20 protein-coding genes are annotated in these 21,118 nt (G+C 67.0%); 4 read left to right on the forward strand and 16 right to left on the reverse strand.

The window, feature by feature from the left end; translation table 11 throughout:
* Positions 1-141 precede the first annotated feature (141 nt).
* The 15 genes from ASE70_RS09410 to ASE70_RS09475 all read right to left on the reverse strand — a co-directional run bounded on the left by ASE70_RS09410 (position 142) and on the right by ASE70_RS09475 (position 13,100).
* On the reverse strand, positions 142-1,680 hold the full coding sequence (locus tag ASE70_RS09410) for a family 43 glycosylhydrolase (protein ID WP_056503926.1): 1,539 nt from the start codon (positions 1,678-1,680) through the stop codon (positions 142-144).
* 121 nt (positions 1,681-1,801) lie between these two features.
* Complete coding sequence (locus ASE70_RS09415) at positions 1,802-4,210, reverse strand: ligase-associated DNA damage response DEXH box helicase (protein WP_082450926.1); 2,409 nt, start codon at positions 4,208-4,210, stop codon at positions 1,802-1,804.
* A gap of 75 nt (positions 4,211-4,285) precedes the next feature.
* Entirely contained in the window at positions 4,286-4,426 is a 141-nt protein-coding gene (locus tag ASE70_RS19160) for an entericidin A/B family lipoprotein (protein WP_082438795.1), read from the reverse strand.
* Between the two features lie 66 nt (positions 4,427-4,492).
* Complete coding sequence (locus tag ASE70_RS09420) at positions 4,493-5,404, reverse strand: hypothetical protein (protein WP_056503933.1); 912 nt, start codon at positions 5,402-5,404, stop codon at positions 4,493-4,495.
* A gap of 33 nt (positions 5,405-5,437) precedes the next feature.
* Positions 5,438-5,620, reverse strand: a complete 183-nt coding sequence (locus tag ASE70_RS09425; RefSeq protein WP_056396286.1) for a hypothetical protein — start codon at positions 5,618-5,620, stop codon at positions 5,438-5,440.
* Positions 5,617-7,134: a helix-turn-helix transcriptional regulator gene (locus ASE70_RS09430; RefSeq protein ID WP_056396283.1), complete on the reverse strand. Its 1,518-nt coding sequence runs from the start codon at positions 7,132-7,134 to the stop codon at positions 5,617-5,619. The genes ASE70_RS09425 and ASE70_RS09430 overlap by 4 nt, the downstream gene beginning before the upstream one ends.
* Before the next feature lie 7 nt (positions 7,135-7,141).
* Positions 7,142-7,507 carry a CsbD family protein gene (locus tag ASE70_RS09435; protein WP_056503934.1) on the reverse strand — a complete coding sequence of 122 codons (366 nt, stop codon included), beginning with the start codon at positions 7,505-7,507 and terminating at the stop codon, positions 7,142-7,144.
* Between the two features lie 36 nt (positions 7,508-7,543).
* The gene (locus tag ASE70_RS09440) at positions 7,544-7,864 is read right to left on the reverse strand and encodes a hypothetical protein (protein WP_056504017.1); all 321 of its coding nucleotides are present in this window, start codon (positions 7,862-7,864) and stop codon (positions 7,544-7,546) included.
* A 303-nt stretch (positions 7,865-8,167) separates the two neighbouring features.
* Positions 8,168-8,509, reverse strand: a complete 342-nt coding sequence (locus ASE70_RS09445; RefSeq protein WP_056396276.1) for a MarR family transcriptional regulator — start codon at positions 8,507-8,509, stop codon at positions 8,168-8,170.
* Complete coding sequence (locus ASE70_RS20180) at positions 8,461-8,928, reverse strand: hypothetical protein (protein WP_056503936.1); 468 nt, start codon at positions 8,926-8,928, stop codon at positions 8,461-8,463. Before ASE70_RS20180 ends, ASE70_RS09445 begins: the two co-directional genes overlap by 49 nt.
* 16 nt (positions 8,929-8,944) lie before the next feature.
* Positions 8,945-9,292 (reverse strand): hypothetical protein, encoded by a 348-nt coding sequence (locus ASE70_RS09455; protein WP_056503939.1) that lies wholly within the window; start codon positions 9,290-9,292, stop codon positions 8,945-8,947.
* Positions 9,293-9,311: 19 nt separating this feature from the next.
* Positions 9,312-9,812: a helix-turn-helix domain-containing protein gene (locus ASE70_RS09460; protein WP_056503943.1), complete on the reverse strand. Its 501-nt coding sequence runs from the start codon at positions 9,810-9,812 to the stop codon at positions 9,312-9,314.
* Positions 9,813-9,955: 143 nt separating this feature from the next.
* Positions 9,956-10,669, reverse strand: a complete 714-nt coding sequence (locus ASE70_RS09465; protein WP_056503946.1) for a gluconate 2-dehydrogenase subunit 3 family protein — start codon at positions 10,667-10,669, stop codon at positions 9,956-9,958.
* Positions 10,666-12,360 carry a GMC oxidoreductase gene (locus ASE70_RS09470; protein ID WP_056503950.1) on the reverse strand — a complete coding sequence of 565 codons (1,695 nt, stop codon included), beginning with the start codon at positions 12,358-12,360 and terminating at the stop codon, positions 10,666-10,668. The genes ASE70_RS09465 and ASE70_RS09470 overlap by 4 nt, the downstream gene beginning before the upstream one ends.
* Positions 12,357-13,100, reverse strand: coding sequence for a 3-keto-disaccharide hydrolase (locus tag ASE70_RS09475; protein ID WP_200925616.1), 744 nt, complete (start codon positions 13,098-13,100; stop codon positions 12,357-12,359). The genes ASE70_RS09470 and ASE70_RS09475 overlap by 4 nt, the downstream gene beginning before the upstream one ends.
* Before the next feature lie 216 nt (positions 13,101-13,316).
* Here ASE70_RS09475 and ASE70_RS09480 point away from each other — a divergent pair, with 216 nt between their 5' ends.
* From ASE70_RS09480 to ASE70_RS09490, 3 genes are all read left to right on the forward strand, one after another.
* A complete protein-coding gene (locus ASE70_RS09480; RefSeq protein ID WP_056504022.1) occupies positions 13,317-14,783 on the forward strand; it encodes a deoxyribodipyrimidine photo-lyase in 1,467 nt (488 codons plus the stop codon).
* Positions 14,784-14,882: 99 nt separating this feature from the next.
* The gene (locus tag ASE70_RS09485) at positions 14,883-15,416 is read left to right on the forward strand and encodes a hypothetical protein (protein ID WP_056503957.1); all 534 of its coding nucleotides are present in this window, start codon (positions 14,883-14,885) and stop codon (positions 15,414-15,416) included.
* Between the two features lie 70 nt (positions 15,417-15,486).
* Positions 15,487-17,646, forward strand: coding sequence for a M3 family metallopeptidase (locus tag ASE70_RS09490; RefSeq protein ID WP_056503960.1), 2,160 nt, complete (start codon positions 15,487-15,489; stop codon positions 17,644-17,646).
* Between the two features lie 76 nt (positions 17,647-17,722).
* Here the strand turns inward: ASE70_RS09490 and ppc are convergent, their stop codons facing one another.
* A complete protein-coding gene (gene ppc, locus ASE70_RS09495) occupies positions 17,723-20,398 on the reverse strand; it encodes a phosphoenolpyruvate carboxylase (protein ID WP_056503963.1) in 2,676 nt (891 codons plus the stop codon).
* 130 nt (positions 20,399-20,528) lie between these two features.
* On the opposite strand from ppc, the gene ASE70_RS09500 reads away from it, so the two are divergent.
* The gene (locus ASE70_RS09500) at positions 20,529-20,972 is read left to right on the forward strand and encodes a hypothetical protein (protein ID WP_056396242.1); all 444 of its coding nucleotides are present in this window, start codon (positions 20,529-20,531) and stop codon (positions 20,970-20,972) included.
* The last annotated feature ends 146 nt before the right edge of the window (positions 20,973-21,118 follow it).

The raw sequence follows: 21,118 nt of genomic DNA on the forward strand, positions 1-21,118 counted from the left end.
CGACGTTGCCGACCGCGATCGTGGATGCAGCAGCGTTCGGCGGAGCCGGCAAGCAATAGGCCGGGGATGTGCGGACCCGCGATGCCGATACCAACATGACGAACGGCATCGGGCAAACGCCGGTTCAGCCCGACGGGTCGGTTATCTTCCTGGGGAAGCGACACTGTCGCGGGGCGTGGCGGGCGCGACCGTCGGCGACAGTGCCTCCCACTCCTTTACCGCCATCGCTGCATAGGTGCCGCCGGCATGGCTGGCGTCGAACACCGCGCGCAGCCGCCGGGTCGTGACCGGTTCGAAGCGCACCGTCTGGGCGCGGTCGGCTGCGGTGCCATAGCGCGTCTGCGCCACGACCGGTTTCCACCGGCCGGCCCAATATTCGATCCGCCATCGCGCCGACGGGGCGACGCCCACCCCCGATCCGGCGGGCTGATCGGCCCAGAACCAGATGCGCGACCCGTTCAGCGTGACGGGTGCCTGCCAGCGATACTCGATCCATTGTTGCGGCGGGTTGTGGTCGGTCCAGCTGCCCCACAGGTCGGGGGGCAGCGGATTGCCGGGAATCTTGCCGTCGTTCAGCGCGCCGATCCAATATTGCAGGGGGATCGGCACGTTCGATGCGGTCGCTATGGCGGACGGCGCGCGGTTGCGGGTCGGCGGGCGCGGGGGCAGCGGACGTCGGGTCGGGACCACCGGCAGGATGCGCGCTGGCGTGGCGGTATCGTCCCACCACAGCCTGTCGATCGCCACGCTGCGGTGGAAATGACCGCCGCCGATGCCGTCGGCGGTGTGATAGGCGATGTACCAGCGGCCCTTGAACGGCACGATCCCGGCGTGCGACGTGGTCGAACTGACCGGTTTCAGAATGACCCCGCGATAGGTCCACGGCCCCCGGGGGTCGGAGGCGGTGCCATAGGCCAGACAGGCGTAATAGACTGCCGCGGTGCAATCCGATGTCGGCCCGGCATGGTTGCCGGCATAGATCAGATAATAGGTGCCGTCGCGTTGCAGGATCCACGGTGCCTCGAAATAGCCGGTCAATCCCGTCACGGCGAAGGGTTCGCCGATCGTCGTCACCATGTCGCGTTGCAGCTCGATCCCGCGCAACCGGCCGAACGACCCCCAATACATCCACACCCGGCCATCGGCGGCCACCAGCGCGGTCGGGTCGATATTGTGGATCGCATTGGCGACCGGCCGCTTCTGCGACACGATCGGGCCGGCGGGGTGCGCATCGCGGAACGGGCCGGTCGGCGTATCGGCGACCGCGACGCCGATCGCGAACCGGTCCCCGGTATCGGGACCGCGTTCGAGGACCGGGGCATAGAGATAGAAGCGCTCGTCCGGCCCCTTGACGATCTGCGCGGCATAGGCGCGGCCGGGTTCGGCCCAGGCGAAGATCGTTTCCGGCCGGGCGAAGCTGGGACGGTGCGTCCATTTGCCCGATGCCGGTGCGGTGGTCGACAGCAACTGCCATTCGTTCATGATGAAATCGTTGACGCCCGCCGGAGCCTGGTCGCGCCCGGCGAGGATGTAGAGCGTGTCGCCGTCGACCAACGGCGCCGGGTCGGTCGACGACGGCGTGTCGAGAACGGGATTGCCGGGCGTCGTCACCTGTCGCACGTCCTGCGCCTGCAATACCGCCGGCAGCGCCAGCACCACCGCCATCAACCTGCCGCGCATATCGTCCCCCCGCCGGTTTCGGTCGGCGGTACGTGACCCGATTCCTGCATCCAGCGCAACCGGCGGCTGACCGGCGTTGGTGCGAATGCACGCCTCCGACGCAACGGGCGGTGCAGAAGCGTCAATCCAGCGCCATCGCCTGCGCGGCCAGTGCTTCCGCTTCGACCAGCAGCGCGTCGTCCGCCGACGCCTGCGTCACCCGTTCGCGGCCGATCAGCACCAGCACCGGCACCGCCAGCGGGCTGACCCGCTGGAGCGTGACGTGCCGCATCCGGGACTGGGCGGTTTCGAGCAAGACCGCCAATCGTCCGACATCGGTCATTCTTGCCCTCGCATCCTCCCACGCCGCCTGCAACAGCAGATGGCCGGGTTCGTATTTGCGCAGCACGTCGTAGATCAGGTCGGTCGAGAAGGTGACCTGCTTGCCGGTCTTGCGCTTGCCGGGGTGCTGACGTTCGACGAGGCCGCCGATCACCGCCACTTCGCGAAAGGCGCGTTTGAGCAGCGCGGAGCCCTGCACCCAGTCGACGAATTCATGTTCGAGAATGTCGGGGGAGAACAACGCCCCCGGATCGGTAATCGGTTCGAGCGCGTAGCAGGCGAGCGCATAGTCGTTCGACACGAAGCCGATAGGCATCAGCCCCAACGCCTCCATCCGCCGCGTGATCAGCATGCCGAGCGACTGGTGCGCGTTCCACCCTTCGAAGCTGTAGGCGACCATATAATGCCGCCCGTCATGCGGGAAGGTTTCGACCAGCAATTCACCCGCGCGCGGCAGCACCGATCGCCGCGCCTGTATCTCCAGCCATTCACGCACATCGTCGGGGAAGCGGTGCCATTCGCCGGCATCGGCAAGGAAGCCGCGCACCCGGTCGGCGAGGTTGGTCGACAGCGCCATGCGCGTGCCGCCATATTTGGGAATGCGCGCCGGCTTGCTGGTCGCGCGGACGACCAGATCGGTCAGCTCGATCTTCTCGACCTCTAGGCTCAAGCCGGAGAAGAAAAAGGTATCGCCCGGCGACAGGGTCGAGGCGAAATATTCCTCGACCGTGCCCAGCCGCCGCCCGTTCTTGAACCGCACGTCGAGCGTCGGGGCGTCGACGATAATGCCTGCGTTCAGGCGGTGTTGCGCGATGAAACCCGGTTTGGTGACGGTCCAGCGGCCGTCGCTCCCCAAGCGCAGGCGCTTGAATTTATCATATGCCTTCAGCGCGTAGCCGCCCTCGGCGATATAGTGCAGGACGCGGTCGAACGTATCGCTGTCGAGGGCCGAATAGGGCAGGGCTCCACGCACTTCGTCGAGCATCTCGGCGGTATCGAACGGTTCGGCACAGGCGCAGCCCATCAGATGCTGCGCCAGCACGTCGAGCGTGCCGGGGCGAAACACGTCGCGGTCGAGTTCGCCGGCATCGACCGCGTCGAGGGCCGCCTGCGCCTCCAGAAATTCGAAGCGGTTGCCGGGCACCAGCAGCGCCTTCGACGATTCGTCCAGCCGGTGGTTGGCGCGGCCGATCCGCTGGAGCAGGCGCGACGACCCCTTGGGCGCGCCCATCTGGATCACGCAGTCGACATTGCCCCAGTCGACGCCGAGGTCGAGGCTGGCGGTGGCGACCAGCGCGCGCAATCGGCCGTCGGCCATCGCCTGTTCGACCTTGCGCCGCGCCTCGCGGTCGAGGCTGCCGTGGTGGACGCCGATCGGCAACTGGTCGTCATTCGCCTTCCACAGATCCTGAAAGATCAGTTCGGCGAGGCTGCGGGTGTTGCAGAAGACGATGGTCGTGCGGTGGGCACGGATTTCGCGCATCACCTGTTCGGCGGCGTAGCGCCCCGAATGGCCCGACCATGGAATGCGTTCCTGTGGCAGCAGGATGCGGATATCGGGTTCGGCCCCCGCCTCGCCCTGAACCAGTGCCACCGTATCGATATCGCCATCGGGACCGAGCCATGCGCGATAGCCATCGGGATCGGCGACCGTCGCCGACAGCGCGACGCGGCGCAGCGCGGGCGCGAATTTCTGCAACCGGGTCAGGCACAGCGACAACAGGTCGCCGCGCTTGTCGGTGGCAAAGGCATGGACTTCGTCGATGACGATCGACGAGAGCGACGCGAACAGCGTGTCGCTGTCGGGATAGGACAGCAGCAGGCTGAGCGATTCCGGCGTCGTCAGCAGGATATGCGGGGGTTTGGCGCGCTGGCGTGCCTTGCGGTCGGAGGGGGTGTCGCCGGTGCGCGTCTCGACCCGGATCGGCAGCCCCATGTCGGCGATCGGGGTCAGCAGGTTGCGCTGCACGTCGACCGCAAGCGCCTTCAGCGGCGAGATGTAGAGGGTATGGAGTCCGTCGCGCGGGGTGTCGATCAGGTCGACCAGCGTCGGCAGGAAACCGGCCAGCGTCTTGCCCGCCCCGGTCGCGGCGACCAGCAGGGCATGGCGTCCGGCGCGCGCCTGTTCGAGCATCTCGAGCTGATGGCGGCGGGGGGTCCAGCCGCGTGCGGCGAACCAGTCGGACAGGGGAGCGGGAAGGTTTCGCACGAACCACGATGTAGGATCGCGGTCGCACGACTGCAAAGCGGGCGGGGCGCTTCCATGCCCCGCCCGTCGCCGAACTTACTTCTTGTCCGTGCCCGAGGCGCCTTCGATCGCCGATCCGGCCGACTTCAGGTCCTTGCCGGCGCCGTTCACCGTGTTGCACGCGCCGAGCGTGACGGTGGCGGCAAGGGCGACGATGAGACCGATCTTGCGGGTCATGATGATTCTCCTTCTTGGTAAAACCGGGTTGTGGCGGGTCGAGATACGCCGACCCGCCACCTACACTCAGCGCAACTTACGACGTGCCGCCGTGGTTGCACCGAAACTTGCCGCTGCCGCACCGATCAGCAGTGCGAGCACGAGAACGAACGAGGTGCCTGCAGCCGCGCCGGCTGCCTTGTCGGTCGCCGACTTGGCGGTCGCGACCGCTTCGTCCCTGGTCTGGACGAACTGCTGCTTGGCGCGCGTCACCTGTGCCTGCGCCTCGGGGCGGCTGATCTTGCGCTGTGCCGCGACGATATCGACGATGCGGCTCTCGGCACGCTGGCCATCGGCACCGCCACGGGCGAGCGCGGGCAGCTGCTTGGCGATTTCGGTCTGCGCCTGTTCCGGAGTCATCTGCGCCGGATCATTCGGCGCGTCCGACAGATAGGCGGCGGCTTCGCCGCGCACGTCCTGCGCGACGTCCTTCCCGTCATTGGCATCGACGCCGGCGACCGACGCGGCAGCGGGTGCTGCCGACGCGACCGTACCCACCGCACTGCCGGCCGTACCGGCGACCGCGCCGACGGTGCGGAACGCGCCGCCGATGATGCCACCGACCGCCGAGGTCAGCAGATACAGCGTCAGGATCAGCGTGACGCCCCACACGACCAGCCCATGGACCAGCGCGTCGAACCGTTCGGTCACGCCCGATACGCGTGCCGCGGCATAGCCGCCCGCGCCCAGCGCGACGACGGTGGTGATCAGCCAGTAAATGCCCGCGCCGATGCCGAAGCCGGCGGCACCGGGGGTGGTGCCCTCCACAGGATCGACCATCGTCAGGCCGATGCCGGCACCGAGGATGCCGAGCACCAGCTGTACCGCGACCGCGATCACGACCCCGGCGAATACCGCGCCCCACGAGATACGAGTCGGCGTCTTGTCGACATATGCGGGGTCTGCCGGCCGGTAGCCGGTGTTCTGATTGGTCGCCATAGTTACTCCTGTTGGTTACGGATCGCTCGCGGCTCAGCGCCGCGAGGATTTATCTTTGTCGGCAGTTTCGCCCGCGGCCTTTTCGGCCGAGCCGCGATCGCGGGCGATGTCGTCGCCGATCAGCTTGCCGATCGCTTCGTGGACCGATCCCCTGGCGTCGCAGACCGACGGCTTGTCGTCGGCACCCTTGGGGCGGGGGGAAGTCTTGTCGTTCATTCGGCTGCCTCCCGATCGCCGGTTTCCAGCCGCGCGCCGTCGTCGAAGCCGCGGCTGCGTGCCCATGCCACCGCCGCGATCCGGCGATTGACACCGATTTTCGCGTAGATGCGGGCGACATGGTTGCGCACCGTGTTGGACGATACGTCCAGCGTGCGCGCGATCGTCTTGTCGTCCTGACCCCGACAGATCAGCGCCAGCACGTCGCGTTCGCGCGCGGTCAGGTCGTTCAGGCCCGGACCGCTCCTGTCCCCCGGCGGCGTGCGCAGCCGGGCCAACTTGTCCATCACCGACCGGCTGAACCAGCTGGTATCCTTCATCACCGCCTCGATCGCCTCGACCAGCTCGACTTCGGTCGCCTTGCGCTGGGTAATGTCCTGCATCGCCCACAACACACAGGCACCGTCGCCCAGCCGGATCGCTTCGGTCGACACGATACAATCGAGGATCGCGCCGTCCTTGGCATGAATGCGTACCTCTTCCTCGCGCAGAGCCTGCCCGGCATCGATCGCTGCCTCGACACGGCACCGGACCGCAGGACTTTCCCAGAGACCGACGTCGCCGAGCGGCCGGCCGATGATCTCCTCGGGCGAATAGCCGGTCATCTGCACGAAACTGGCATTCACCTCGCACAGCAGATGGCCGTCGCGCGCGCCGATCGCCATCGGCACCGGTGCCATCTGGAACGTCCGGGTGAAGCGTTCCTCGCTGTGGCGCAGCGCATCCTGTGCACGGCGGCGGGGTTCGAGATCGGCGAAGGTGAACAACAGGCACGGTTCGTCGCCCATCTCGATCGGCTGTCCGGCGACGATCACCAGCTTGGTCTCGCCGTTCGGCAGGTCGAGTTCGGCCTCCATCTGCGGAATGGTGCGCCCGTTGGCCAGCCGTTCCTTGGCCAGATCGCGCCGCTCGGCACCGCGCAGCACGTCGATGTCGTACACCGTACGGTCCAGCACCTGATCGCGGTCATAGCCGGTCATGTCGAGGAACCCCTGATTGACCTTCACGAACCGCAGATCGCGCAGGCGGCAGATGACGGCGGGGGCGGGGTTCGCGTTGAATGACTGTTCGAACCGGTCCTCGGCCTCATATTGCGCGGTCACGTCCTGCACGATCAGCACCAGACAGGCCGGATCGGCATCGTCGGCATCGTTCAGGACGAGGCTGCGCACTTGGTGCGTCCAGCGCGGCCTGTCCTCGCCCGCGACCGTCACCTCGACCACGACTTCCGAAAAACGGTCGCCCGATACGACCCGGTCGATCGGATAGTCGTCGGCGGACAGGCGGTGGTTGTTGCGATAGTGCAGCTGAAAGCGCGACCGGTATTCGTCGACCGTCGCCCCCAGATCGGCAATATTTTTCACGCCGTGCATCGCAAGCGCGGCGTCGTTCGCCCATAACAGGCTCTGATCGGGATCGATCAGGATCACGCCTTCGTCGAGACCGACGATGATCTGCCGCAAATGCCGCAGATCGGCCGTCTCGCGCAGCGAGGTGAACGACGCCTTCGTCATGCTGCGATCAGTCGTGCCGTCCGTGGATCAGCCAGCCCAGACCATAGCCGAGCGCGATCGCACCCAGTGCCCAGACCAGCGGCTGTTCCTGTGCGGCGCGCACGGTGGTCTCGCCGCCGCGCTGTGCGGCATCGGCCACCTGCCGGCCGGTCGATTCCAGACGGTCGCGGGCGTCCTTCAGCAGGCCCGGTGCGCTGTCGATCGCGTCGTTCAGGATCGACTTGGCGCGGCCATAGCCGTGCTGCGCACCGCCCGCGACCTGATCGACCACGCCATCGGCCTGCCAGTGGCGGCGGCCGGCGACATCGCCCACGGCCTTTTCGACCTTGCCGGTCGCATAGCGGATGCCGCCTTCGAATTCGTCGCTATTCATCGATCGTCTCCTGTATGCATGAATGGGATCGGGGCGTCAGGACAGGACGTTGCAACCCGCCGCGGCCTTGCCGACCGCCAGCGGGATCGCCGGGTCCTTCAGCTCGCCGGCGACGCGGATCAGATCGCCGACGGTCAGGACGCCCGGATTGGGATCGTTCTTGCCGTATGCGGCGGCGGCGCGGCCGAGTTGCTGCAACTGTCCGAGCGACAGATCGCCCTGCAGGCGGGTACCGACGCAATCGGCACGCGGCGCATCGAGACCATAACGCTGCAAGCCCGTAGAGATACGGGTGGCGGGTGCAGCACATGCCGATAGCGTGGCCGCACCGATCAAGATCAGCGCCAATGGTTTCATGGTCGGTTCCTCCGACCGGGGCGTAAGATGCGACCGGTTCGGGCGCATCAACCGACCGGCCGGATTACCGTTCCTGGTATTTCTGCCGTAAGGACTAGTAGCAAACTACCATATCGTTCGGGATGCTTCGCGACGAACCGTTGCAAATTCGATGTCAGACGAATTGCTAAGTGATATTTATATTGTGCTTTCAGGCGGTTGTCTTGCGCGTGCCGATGCTGTGGCGGTCGAGCCGGTTTTGCTCGCACCATGGTGATAGCGGATGCAATCGATGGCCAATGTACGGTATCGCACAATCGCCGCTTACCATAGATCGGTGATCAACTGGTCCAGTCGCGCCTTGCAGTCGCGGGTCAGTGCGATCCAGCAGCGGCGACCATCGGCCGGATCGGGCTGACGCACGACCAGCCCGGCCTCTTCCATCAACGATACCCAGCGCAGCCAGGTGGTCGATGGCACCCGGATCATCGGTGCCACCGCCGATACCGACATCGGCCGGCCTTCTTCCTCGGCGATGTAGAGCTGGAACAGCGCGTCATAGACCGGATCGGTCACCTTCACCGGATACAGGCCGGCGATGCGGTTCTTCATTGCGATCAGGCGGCGGGCGCGTCCGGCGTTTTCCGACGGGCCGTCCTCGACCATGCCGGATCGTGCCCGTCGCGCCGCAGCCGGTGGCGGTGGCGCAGTGTCCCCGCAAGGATCAGGAGGAGCGTCGGATACGCGCTCATCGCGTGCAGGATCAGATAGACGTCCCGATAATAATGGGGAGCGTACCAGATCGCCAGTTGCAGCATCACGCCGACGATCAGAATCGCGCTTAGCCATACCGGCCAAAACCTTTCCGCCAGCATCGCCAGCGTACAAATCACAAGGGTCAACACCATGTCGACCACGAAAATGCCGATTTCCCGACTGCCGAAGATCCGGTTCGATGCGACCGCGATCGTGGCGGCGACCGCGAACAGGATCGCCGATGTCGCGATCCGTTCGGGGGCACCGCCGCGGCGGAGCGTCCAGACCGATACGGTCAGGAGCAGCGTCAGATAGAGCCAGGCGTTCACGTGACCGGCGGACCGTTCAGGCCGCCAGCGGCAGCGTGGAACGGGTTGGTTCGGGATCGCCGGTCGTCGGAAAGACATCGCCGTGCGAGGTCGACGTGAAGAACGCGTGTTCGACGCCGATCTCGTGCATCCGCTTGTGACAGCGGCCGAGATGGGCGCGGGCCTCGACCGCGAGCATCATCGCCTTGGCCGCATCGGTCAGCGGTGCCTGGATCGTGCCGAACTGGAGTTGCAGCTGGCCGCGATCGGCGACCATTGCCTGGATCATCGCCGCGGCCGACACGATGGCGTCGTCGTTCGACCGTTCGGCGGTCAACAGGCCGTGGGTGATATCGGTGACCACCGGATGCAGTGGTTGGTACATGGCTTACCCCCTTCGTCGCTCAAGGACGCAGGCTCGCGAAGATCGACACGAGACCCACGGCAGCGACGACGGCCATCGCCAGCGCGGCGCACAGCGCCACCACCAGCCCGACGATCATCAACGTGCGACCCCCCATGCCGATGCGGTGCGGTTCGGTCGTCCGTTCGAGATAGAGCAGGCGGGACAAGGTACCGCCGGATCGATTCCCGGTCTGCGTAGCGGATGGTGGGCCGGGGGCGGGGGTCGGCTCAACCCGTTCGAACATACCCCTATCATCGATGGGGGCCGCCGAAACGACGGTTTCCGCAGGCGAAACGGGGGTGGCACCCAGCATCCGCGCCGCTTCCTTACGGTTGCGCGCCCCCAGTTTCTGACGGGCATCGGCGAGATAGCCATTGACGGTCGCAACCGAAATGCCGAGTTCGACAGCGATCTGTCCGGTGTCGTAATGCAGCGCCACCAGTTCGAGGCAGCGGCGTTCACGCGGTGTCAGGCGGGCAAGGGCTTCCGATTCGGTCACAACCCGACGTTTACCGCCATACCCGACCTTTCCAACGGTCGTGCATATTGATTGGCGGAAAAATCTGACATCGGTACGCAAAACGCCGTGCAGACAGGGCGATGCCGGTGCCGGTGCGGGCACGGTATGGGCGTCACGACCGGCTATGCCCGCCGGGTCGCGTCCGTCAGCTTCAGTTCGTCGAGCAAGGCGGCGAAATGCGTCAGGGCGGCATCGGTCGGGCCGGGATAGGGGCCCTCGGTCGGCTGGTCGCCGATATAGCCCATATCCGCCTTCCCCTCGGGCAGGCTGTAGAAGCCCAGGATGAAGAGGTTACGCAGCCGGTCCATGAACGCGACCGGCCGGGCCATGGCCGGCGACGGGGTGGCGACGGTCAGCGCGTCGAGCAGCATCGTTCGGCGGGCGGGCGTCGATGCGGCGAACGTCGCGCCGTGCAGCGCCCGGCTCTGCGCATCGAGCCACAGGAGACCGGCGAGCACCCTGCCGCGATCCTCCTGCTGTCGCGGATAGGGGGCGCTGATCCATTCGTCGATGAACGCACCCACGCCGAGCGTGCCGGCCGCGGGCGATGCCTTGTCGGCGGGCAGGATCAGGTCGCCGAGCAGGTCGATGGTGGCGCGCTGCCCCTTGGTCAGGGTGAGCGGCCATGGCACCTTGGGATCGGTCTGGTCGGGATCGCGGCCATAGCCCTTTGCCGGCGGCAGGTCGGGGACCTGCGCGGGCCAGTCGACCACCGCGAAGGGCGGCGGGATGCCGGCGTCGCTCGCCACCGGGGCAACGGCCGGCAGCCGTGCGGTAAGCGTCAGGGCGGTCGCGGTCGCGAACCATTGCAGGGTCGTGCGGCGGCTGAAGGTCATGCGAGCGCTCCCGACCGCAGGCGCGTCGCCAATCGTTCCGAGGCGCGCAGCGCAAGCGCAAGGATCGTCAGGGTCGGATTCTTGTGCGGTCCCGATGCGAAGGCGGCACCGTCCATCAGCACGATATTGTCGACGTCCCAAGTCTGGCCATAGCCGTCGACGACCGAGGATCGCCGGTCGCTGCCCATGCGCGCGGTGCCGAGTTCGTGGATGATCTCGCCGCCCGCCGTCATGATCTTTTCGGGCGGCAGGTCGGGGTCGAGGATGGTGCCATTCAGCCGGCGGAACACCGAATGCGCGGCACGACGGCCATGCGCGACCTGATTGATCTCATGCTGCGACCATTTGAACGCGAAGCGCAGCACCGGAATACCGAAGCGGTCCTTCACCCCCGGATCGATCTCGCAATAGGAATCCTTGTTGGGGATCATCTCGCCGCGCAGCACCAGCCCGATCGTCGCGCCGGAGCGTTCGCGCACCGCCTGTTTCAACGCCGGTCCCCATGTGCTTGGTAATGCGGCGTCGGGCGGGATGCCGAACCGGCCGTTGATTTCGAAATGATAGCCGCGCGCGAAATCCAGTTCGCCGCGATGCTGCTGTCCGTACAGCCAGAACGGGATATAGATGTGCTGCCCGCCGATCCCGTCCTCGTTATAGCGCGGGCGGTTGGCGAGGCCGGGAATATAGGCGCGGAACGACGCGCCGGTGGAATCGGTCAGGTTGCGGCCGAGTTCGCCCGAGGTGTTGGCAAGGGCGCGCCCGTCCTGCCCCGAATTGAGCAGCAGGCGCGTCGTCTCGCCGGTACCGGCCGCCAGCACGACCGCGCGCGCCGTGACCTGGTGGCGCATGCCGGTCTTGCGATCGACATATTCGACGCCGCCGGCGCGGTTGCCCGACGCCATCACGATCCGCGACACCATCGCATCGGTGACGACGCGCAGCCGCCCGGTCGCCTTCGCCATCGGCAGCAGCGAGGTCGTGGTCTGGAACATCGCACCGATGGTGCAACCGCGCGTACACGGCGTCGCGTTGAAACAGGCGCTACGCGGCGCGACTGGGTCCGGCATGTCGCGGGTCAGCACCGCCGTATGCGCGGCGCGCACGGGAATGCCGATGTTTTCGGCCGCCGCGGCGATCAGCATTTCGGGCACGCGGGGCTTGGGCGGCGGCATCAGGCAGTCCGCCGGCGAATCGGGGTGGTTTTCCAGTCCGATCGGCCCGCCATTGACGCCGATCATCCGTTCGACCCGGTCGTAGAACGGCGCGACCTCGTCATAGCCGATCGGCCAGTCGACCCCCAGCCCGTCGCGGGAAAAGGGTTTGAAGTCGTACGGACCGAAGCGCGGCACGTGCCGCCCCCAGTGGTTGGTGCGTCCGCCCAGCATCCGGGGACGATACCAGCGGAAATCGGTGCCTTCGCGCATCGTGTACGGTTCGCCATCGACCTGCCAGCCGCCATCGACCGTCGCGTCGAAATAGCCGAACGGCTTGTCGGGGGTGCCCGTGCCGCGCAGCGGTGCCGCGCTTTCGGGGGCGAACATGTTCACCTCCTTTTGCGGATCATAGTCGCGCCCGGCCTCCAGGATCAGGCAGCGGAGCCCCGATTTGGTCAGGCTGTACGCCGCCATCCCGCCCGCCGCGCCCGACCCGACGATGACGACGTCGATCGCGGCGTCGGCCGCGCCGGTCATTTGGCCGCCCCGGTGGCCGATGGCCCGATCGGGCGCAGCTTGATGTTGCGGAACGCGACCGGTTCGCCATGGTCCTGCAGGCCGATGACCCCGCTGGGGAAGGTGCCGAACTGCGGCATCCCGGCGAATTTCGATCCCGCCACCCGGCGACGCCAGCCTTTGTCGCCATAGGAAACGTCGGCGGTCGGCGTCCCGTTCAGCCATTGCCGGATCCGGCCGCGCTCCACTAGCAGGCGGGCATGGTTCCAGCTGCCGGCCGGTCGCGCCGCGCCGGCGGGGGGCACCGTCATGTCGTACAGCGCGCCGGCGCGGTGCGTCGGGATCTTGCCGTCGGAATGGCCGGCATCGTCGAGCACCTGCATCTCCAGCCCGGTCTGATACAGCAGCGGCGCGCCTGGTACCTTTTGCGCAAGATAGAGGATGCCGCTATTGCCGCCGCGCGCCACCTTCCAGTCGAGCGTCAGTTCGAACGCGCCATAGCGACCGGCGGTCACCAGATCGGTTCCGCTCATCTGTCCGTCGGCCTTGATCAGCGTCAGCGCACCGTCGCGGACCGTCCACGTCGCGGGCGGTGTCCCGCCGTCGAACGATCGCCATCCCGACAGGTCGCGCCCGTTGAACAGCAATCGCCAGCCCTGCGCGCGTTCCTGCGCACTCAGGACATTGTCGCGAACCGGTCCTGCGGCGAGCGGCGATGCCAGCATCACCATGGCCAAGCCGATGCCGAGTGCCGTGCGCATGGGGGTTCTCCTGTCGATCGGCGTGCTTCGTCGCCGCCGTTGCCACAGGCTTACCGACTGTGCGTTCGTTTACAAGGCGCGTCCGCCCGCGCGACCGACGCCGTTCCCGATCGTTATCCGGCGCACAGGAGATTGCCCGATGCACCGCCCCCGTCCGATCACAGCTTGCCCCTGCCGCCGGCGGGGCACCGAATGCGCGGGTGCGGGCGGCATGCCATGGTGAGCGCCCCGCTGCCCCCGGCACTGGCGGAATGGCGGGAGGCACCGCGCGTCCGGGCGCGCAACGCGTGCGGCGTCGCAGACGGCGGACGCTATGTGCTGTGCTGGCTGCAACAGGCGCTGCGCGCGGACGACAATCCGGTGATGGACGCGGCGATCCGCCTCGGCAATGCGCTGTCACTGCCGGTGCTGGTCTATCATGGCGTGCGCGAGGATTACCCTTATGCCTCCGACCGGCTGCACCATTTCATCCTCGGGGCCGGTCGCGACCTGGCGGCGGGGTGCCGCGCGCGGGGGCTGACCTGCGTCCATCATATCGACCGGGCGGGCCACCGTGAGAAGGGGCTGGTCCACCGCCTCGCCGCCGATGCCGCCGCGCTGGTGGTGGAGGATCAGCCGACCTTCGTCGCGCGCTGGCAGGTGGATCGCGTCGCCGACCGTGCGGCGGTCGCGGTCTATGCGGTGAATGCCGCCTGTCTGGTGCCGCCCGCCGTCATCGGCGACGGGATCGGCGGTCGGTCGGGCTTCCTGCGCCGCCACGATCCCGCGCGCGGGGACTGGATCGATGCCGATGTCGAAGTGCCGATGGTCGCGCCCTATGCCGGAGATCTGCCGTTCGCGCCCGACCGGCTCGACACGATCGACCTCGACGCCATCGTTGCCGGTCTGGCGATCGACCACAGCCTGCCGGTCAGCGCAGTTTTTCCCGCCGGGCGCACGGCGGCGGAGGAACGCTTGGCGCGGCTGGTCCGCGACGTGCTGCCGGGCTATGCCACCGCGCGCAACGACGCGACCCGGCGCGACGGGGCCAGCGGCCTGTCCCCCTATCTCCATTTCGGGGTCCTCGGCCCGCGCGAGGTGATGCGCGCGGTAGGGGATAGCGATGCAGGCGCCAAACACCGCACCAAATTCGCCGACGAACTACTCGGATGGCGCGAATGGTTCCACTATCAGGCGCGCGCACTGGCCGCGCCCGAACGCTATGACCGGGTCGCCGCCTGGGCGCGAACGACGCTGGCCGATCATGCCGGCGATCCGCGCCCCGATCTGGAAAACCTGTCGGCGATGGCGCGGGGCGAGACGCGCGACGAAAGCTGGAATGCCTGTCAGCGCCAGTTTCTGCGCTTTGGCTGGATGCACAATAACCTGCGCATGTACTGGGCGAAACGGATCATCGCGATGACGCCCGACCCCGAAACGGCATGGGCAACGGCGTGCTATCTGAACGATCGGCTCAGCCTCGATGGGCGCGATCCGGCGACCTATGGCAATATCGCGGCGATGTTCGGCGGTTCGCCCGGCGACCGCGACCGGCCGGTCTATGGGCGGATCGCCACGCGGGGCGACGGATCGACGCGCCACCGCGACGGCGGCGATGCGTGGCTGGCCCGGGCGGCATCGCGGCCGGTGCCGGCGATCGATGTCCCGGCCGATGTGCCGCGTGACCGTTACTCGATGCCCTGACCGGTCGTGTCGGGAATCGCATCGTTTACAGCGTGTTAGGCGATCTGGCGGTCGCGCGTTCCGGTGGACAAACCGGGTACGGATAGGTAACGCGCGTCGATGGCGGCGGCGTTGTTTCTATTGGGTGCGGTGGTGCTGGCGTTTGTCGGGGGTACCGGGAACTGGACGTTGATCGCGACCGTCACGCTTGCGACGGCGGCGGGCAGCACCTTGCCCGATCTCGATACCCCGTTGCGCCTGCGCCATCGCAGCGCGCTGCTCCACAGTATCCTGCCGCCGGGCATCGCCCTGCTCGATCCGCGAACCTGGCCGGTGGCGGCGGGGCTGGCGTTCGGGATTGGGCTGCATCTCGCCGCCGACCTGTTTCCACGGACGATGCGCGGCTTTGCGACCATCAAGCTGCCCTTATGGGGATCGATCGGCGTCATCCCGTCCTATGGATGGATCGTCGTCAACATCGCGGCGAACATCGTCGCCGGGATCATGGTGCTCGACCGCATCGCCACGCGACAGGTCGCGGCGGGCGCGCTGGCCGCCGCCGGGGTGCTCGGCATGGTCTATCTGATCCGGACCGAGGGGGGATGGCAGGCGCTGGCGGCGCTGACCGTCCTCGGCTGGCTGATGCTGCGCTGACCGGCGGGGCATTGCCCGGCGGGGCGGGGGGTGCGACACAGCCGGTTCTCCCTGTATCGACGGAGCTGTCATGCGCTTTTTCCCCGTTACCGCCGCCGCCACCTTCCTGATGCTGTCGACGACCGCCCTCGCCGCGCCGCTGCCCGCGACCAACCCGTTCGCGCGCGCCAGCACGCTGCCGTTCGAAGCGCCGCCGTTCGACCGGATCAAGAGCGCCGATTACGGCCCCGCGATCCGCGCTGGCATGGCCGAACAACGTGCCGAGATCACCGCGATCACCCGTGCCCGCAGCGCACCGACCTTCGACAACACCATCGCCGCGATGGAGCGGTCGGGCCGTCTGCTCGAACGGGCCAGCCTCGCCTTTTACGGGGTGGTCGGTGCCAATACCGACGACATTTTGCAGGCGACGCAGGCCGAACTGGCCCCCGCCTATGCCGCGCATCAGGATGCGATCAACCTCGATCCCGCCTTGTTCGCGCGGGTCAAGACGCTGTATGACCAGCGCCAGTCGCTGCGGCTGAACGCCGAACAGTTGCAGGTGTTGACGCTGACCTATCAGGGGATGGTCCGTGCCGGTGCCTTGCTGTCGCCGGCCGACAAGAAGACGCTGAGCGCCTATAACGCGCAATTGTCGACGCTGGAGACGGCGTTCCAGCAGAAGCTGCTGGCGGCGGCAAAGGCCGGCGCGCTGGTGATCGACGACCGGGCGAAGCTTGACGGCCTGTCGGAGGGGGAGATCGCGGCGGCCGCCGATGCGGCAACGGCGCGCGGGCTGGCCGGCAACTATGTGCTGACGTTGCAGAACACGACCCAGCAGCCCGAACTGGCGACGCTGAAGAACCGCGCGACGCGCGAGGCGCTGTTCAACGCCAGCTGGACACGCGCGGCGAAGGGCGATGCGAACGACACCCGCGCGACGATCGTGAAGATCGCGGCGCTGCGCGCGCAAAAGGCGAAGCTGCTCGGCTTCGCCACCTGGGCCGATTACGTGTTGCAGGACCAGATGGCGCAGAATCCGAAGACCGCGCTCAGCTTCATGCAGCAACTGGGAACGCCGGTCGCCGCCGAACAGCGGCGCGAGGCGGCGGAACTACAGGCGCGGATCGCCGCGACCGGCGGCGATTTCCAGTTGAAGCCATGGGACTGGGACTATTATTCCGAACAGGTCCGCAAGGCGCGCTACGACCTGAATCAGGATGAACTGAAGCCCTATTTCGAAATCGACAAGGTGCTGACCGACGGTGTCTTCTATGCCGCCAACCAGCTATACGGGCTGACGTTCAAGAAGCGGACCGACATTCCGGTCTATCATCCCGATATCAGCGTTTATGAGGTGCTGGAGGCGAACGGCACCCCGGTCGGGTTGATGTATTTCGACCTGTGGAAGCGCGACAACAAGAATGGCGGCGCGTGGATGTCGAACTTCGTCAACCAGTCGAAGTTGATCGGGACGAAGCCGGTCATCTATAATGTCAGCAATTTCACCAAGCCCGCCGCCGGTCAGCCCGCGCTGATCAGTTTCGACGACGTGACGACCATGTTCCACGAATTCGGTCACGCGTTGCACGGCCTGTTCGCGAACCAGACCTATCCCAGCATCTCGGGCACCAACACCGCGCGCGATTTCGTCGAATTTCCGTCGCAGTTCAACGAGCACTGGGCGCTGAACCCCAAGGTCCTGCCGCATTACGCCGTCCATTACCGCACCGGACAGGTCATTCCGCAGACCCTGATCGACAAGATCAAGCGCGCCGGCACGTTCAATTCGGGCTATTCGTTCGGCGAGGCGTTGGCCGCCGCCGAAATGGACATGAGCTGGCATTCGCTGACCGCCGCACAGGGGGGTCAGGACGCCGACGCGTTCGAGACGAAGGCGCTGGCCGCCACCGGGCTGGACGTCGCCGACGTGCCGCCGCGCTATCGATCCACCTATTTCCTGCACATCTGGGGCAATGGCTATGCCGCCGGCTATTATGCGTACAGCTGGACCAAGATGCTGAGCGCGAACGCGTTCGACTGGTTCGAGCACAACGGCGGTATGACCCGCGCCAATGGCCAGCGGTTCCGCGAGATGATCCTGTCGAAGGGCCATACCGAGGATTACGCGGTCATGTTCCGCAACTTCAACGGGGCCGATCCGCAGGTCGGACCGCTGCTGCGCGACCTGGGGCTCAATGCCGACGGATCGCGTATCGCCGCCGCCGGCACGCCGGCCGCCGCGAAGTAACCACGCGCCCGATCCGGTGCAGCTGCGCCGGATCGGGTCCTGTGGCCCGCGCCGCAGGCTGGACAGGCTCCGCCCGTCAGCCGCTGTTGCGCAGCGCCGTCGCGATGGCGTTGATCGACAGCAGGATGCCCTCGCCGATCCGGGCATCGGCCTCGCCCGCACGGTGCCGCTTGAGCAGTTCGATCTGGAGCAGGTTCAGCGGCTCGATATACGGCGTGCGCAGCCGGATCGACGCTTCGAGCGCGGGGCTCTTTTCCAGCAGCCGCGTCTGGCGGGTGACCGACAGCAACCCGTCATGCGTCGCCTGCCAGCCTTCGCGAATCCGGCCGAAGATTGCCTCCGACAGCGCCTTGTCCTCGACCAGCCCGGCATAGCGCGCCGCGACGTCCATGTCGGACTTGGCGAGCACCATTTCCATATTGGCCAAAGTCGCCGCGAACAGCGGCCATGCGGTCGCCATCTCGCGCAGCAATCCCTTGTCCTCGAACGATTGCAGCGCCGCGCCGACCCCGTACCAGCCCGGCAGCATGATCCGCGCCTGTGCCCAGCTGAACACCCACGGAATCGCGCGCAGGTCCTCGATCGCGTCGGATTTCTTCCGGCTGGCCGGGCGCGACCCGATCTTCAGTCCGGCGATCTCGGCGATCGGCGTCGCTTGTCGGAAGAAGGTGGTGAAGCCATCGGTGCCATAGACGAGGCCGCGATAGGTCTTGAACGCCGTATCGGACAGCGTGTCCATGGCGGCAGCGAAGCGTGCCGCATCGGCGGGGTTCAGCGAATCAGGTTCGAGGCTGGCGAGCAACGTCGCCGACGTCATTGCTTCTAGGTTCGTGACGGCACTGTCGCGCGTGCCGTACTTCGCCGCGATGACCTCGCCCTGTTCAGTGATGCGGATGCGGCCCTGCACCGTGTCGTGCGGCTGCGCCCGGATCGCGGCGAACGACGACCCGCCGCCGCGCCCCACCGCGCCACCGCGCCCGTGGAACAACTGCATCCCGATGCCCGCCTCTTCGAACACCGGCGCCAGCGCCGTCGACCCCTTCGACAATTGCCAGGTCGAGGTCAGGTAGCCGCCGTCCTTGTTCGAATCGGAGTAGCCGATCATCACTTCCTGATGGCCGCGCTTCTGTGCGATCGCCGCGACTTCGGGCAACGCCAGCCACCGCGTCATGATCGCCGGTGCCGCTTCCAGATCGGCGACCGTCTCGAACAGCGGGATCGCCATGATATGCGCCTGCGGGGTCTCGCCCGGGACGTACAGGCCGCTCTCCTTCAGCAGCAGATGCACTTCGAGCAGGTCCGATACCGACTGCGCCATCGACACGATGTAATGGCGGATGCACTCGCGGCCATAGCGGGCATGGGCGTCGGCGGCGGCGCGCAGGATCGCCAGTTCGGATGCGGTCTGCTCCGAATATTCGGCATAGGGACTGGTCAGCGGGCGCGGGCTTTCGAGTTCGCGGCGCAGCAGTTCGACGCGCGCATCCTCGTCCAGCGCCGTATAATCCGCCTCAACCCCGGCGACCTTCAGCAGTTCGGCGACGACGCCCTCATGAATCACGCTGTTCTGGCGCATGTCGAGTGTGGCGAGGTGGAAACCGAACGTCTCGACCGCGCGGATCAGCCGGCCGAGCGCGCCGCCGGTCGACAGCGGACCGTTATTCTGCTGCACCAGTCCGCGGGCGAGCGACGCGAGATCGGCGCGGAACGCCGCCGGATCGGCATAGGGTTCGCCGGTCAAATTGCCAGGGCGCGGCGCGACCTTTCCGGTCAGCTTCTGGTGGGTGGCGGCAAGGCGCGCATAGATGCCGCTGATCGCCCGGCGGAACGGTTCGTCGGCACGGGATGCGGCATTGTCGCCGCTCTTGTCGGCCAGTGCCGCGATCGCCTCGTCGACCGGGACATGCTCGGTCGAGATCGATAGTTCGGCACCGAGGCTGTGGAGCTGGTCGAGATAATAGCCGAGCACCGCATCGGCGGCCTTGGCCAGCGCCAGCCTGAGCGCGGCGGCATCGACGAACGGATTGCCGTCGCGGTCGCCACCGATCCAGCTGCCGGGTTTCAGGAACGACGGCGGGCGCTGGCCCAGCACCCGTTCCCACCGGGCATACAGCGCGGGCAGGGTGGGCAGGAACACGTCGCGCAGATAGCTGAGCGCGGTTTCGACCTCGTCGGCGACGTACAGCCGTTCGCGGCGCAGGACGCGGGTCTGCCACAGCAGCGCGATCTGGCGCAGGATCGCTTCGTCGACCCGGTCGCCCTCGGGCGTTTCCTCGGCGCCCTGATCCTTCAACAGCATCAGGTCGGCGATGCGGTTCTTGTGGTCGATCATCGACTTGCGCCGCACCTCGGTCGGGTGCGCGGTCAGTACCGGCGCGATCAGCGCATGGTCGAGCAGTGCCAGCACCGCATCGCGCCCGATGCCCTCGGCCTGCAATTTCTCGATCGCGGTCGCGACATCGGCCCCCGGTTCGGCTGCGATGCCCTGCCGATCCTCGGCCAGATTGGCGAGCATCGAGAACATCATGAACCCGCGCACGAACGCGATCGTATCGTCGAGGCTGAGGCTGTCGAGCCCCAGGTCGATCGTATCGGCCCCGGCCACCCCGCGATGCCGGTCGACCGACGTCGATCGGATATGCTCGATCCGTTTGAACAGCGCGTCCCCGCCATAGGTGCGGATGACGTCACCGAGCAGCCGGCCGAGAAAGCGGATGTCGGGATTGTTGGTGATCGGGGGCAGAGTCGTCATGGGCACACTTGCTGCAATGCGGCAGGATGCGGGTCAAGCGACGATCACGCGCATGGTATAAAGAATGGTCATCGGGTAAGGCGGTGGCGCTGCACCCGATCCGCGGCGGACCTTGTCGAAGGAACCAGCGATGACGATGCCAATGACCCTGTGGTGGCAGATGTGGACCGACGCTGCCCAGACCAGCCTGCGCCTGTGGGAAACGATGGCTGCCTCCGCCGTGGTGATCGACCGGCGGATGCCGATGATCGATGCCGGCCTACGCAATCCATGGACCGCCGATCACGTCGAACTGACCGGCATGGTCACCGAAAAGACGCAGGCCTTTTCGAAGGCGGGCGATTCGCTGGCGAAGGACATGGCGGCGATGCAGGGGCTGTGGATGCAGGCGATGCAGGACGCTTGGTCGCTCGGCACCGCCGGCCGGTTGCCGTCCGCACGGCGGATCGCGGCAGGGCAGGACCGGGCGATGCGGCTGACCGCGGGCGTGATCGGTGCCGGCGGCCGGGCGCTGACCCCGATCCATGCCAAGGCGACGGCGAACGCGAAGCGGCTGGGGACGTCGAAGCGCTGAAGGCTCTTCTCCTTCCTGACGAGGGACGGGGGGAGCATGTCGGGAAAAGGGTCCGCCGCGGGCATTGAACCGTTTGGCCCGCGTAACGTTTACAGCGGTCGAACCGCACGGAAGACGAGCCGCCCCATTCCGACCCGATCCGCCCC

It is taken from the genome of Sphingomonas sp. Leaf22 (genome assembly GCF_001421715.1).
Classification (GTDB): domain Bacteria; phylum Pseudomonadota; class Alphaproteobacteria; order Sphingomonadales; family Sphingomonadaceae; genus Sphingomonas.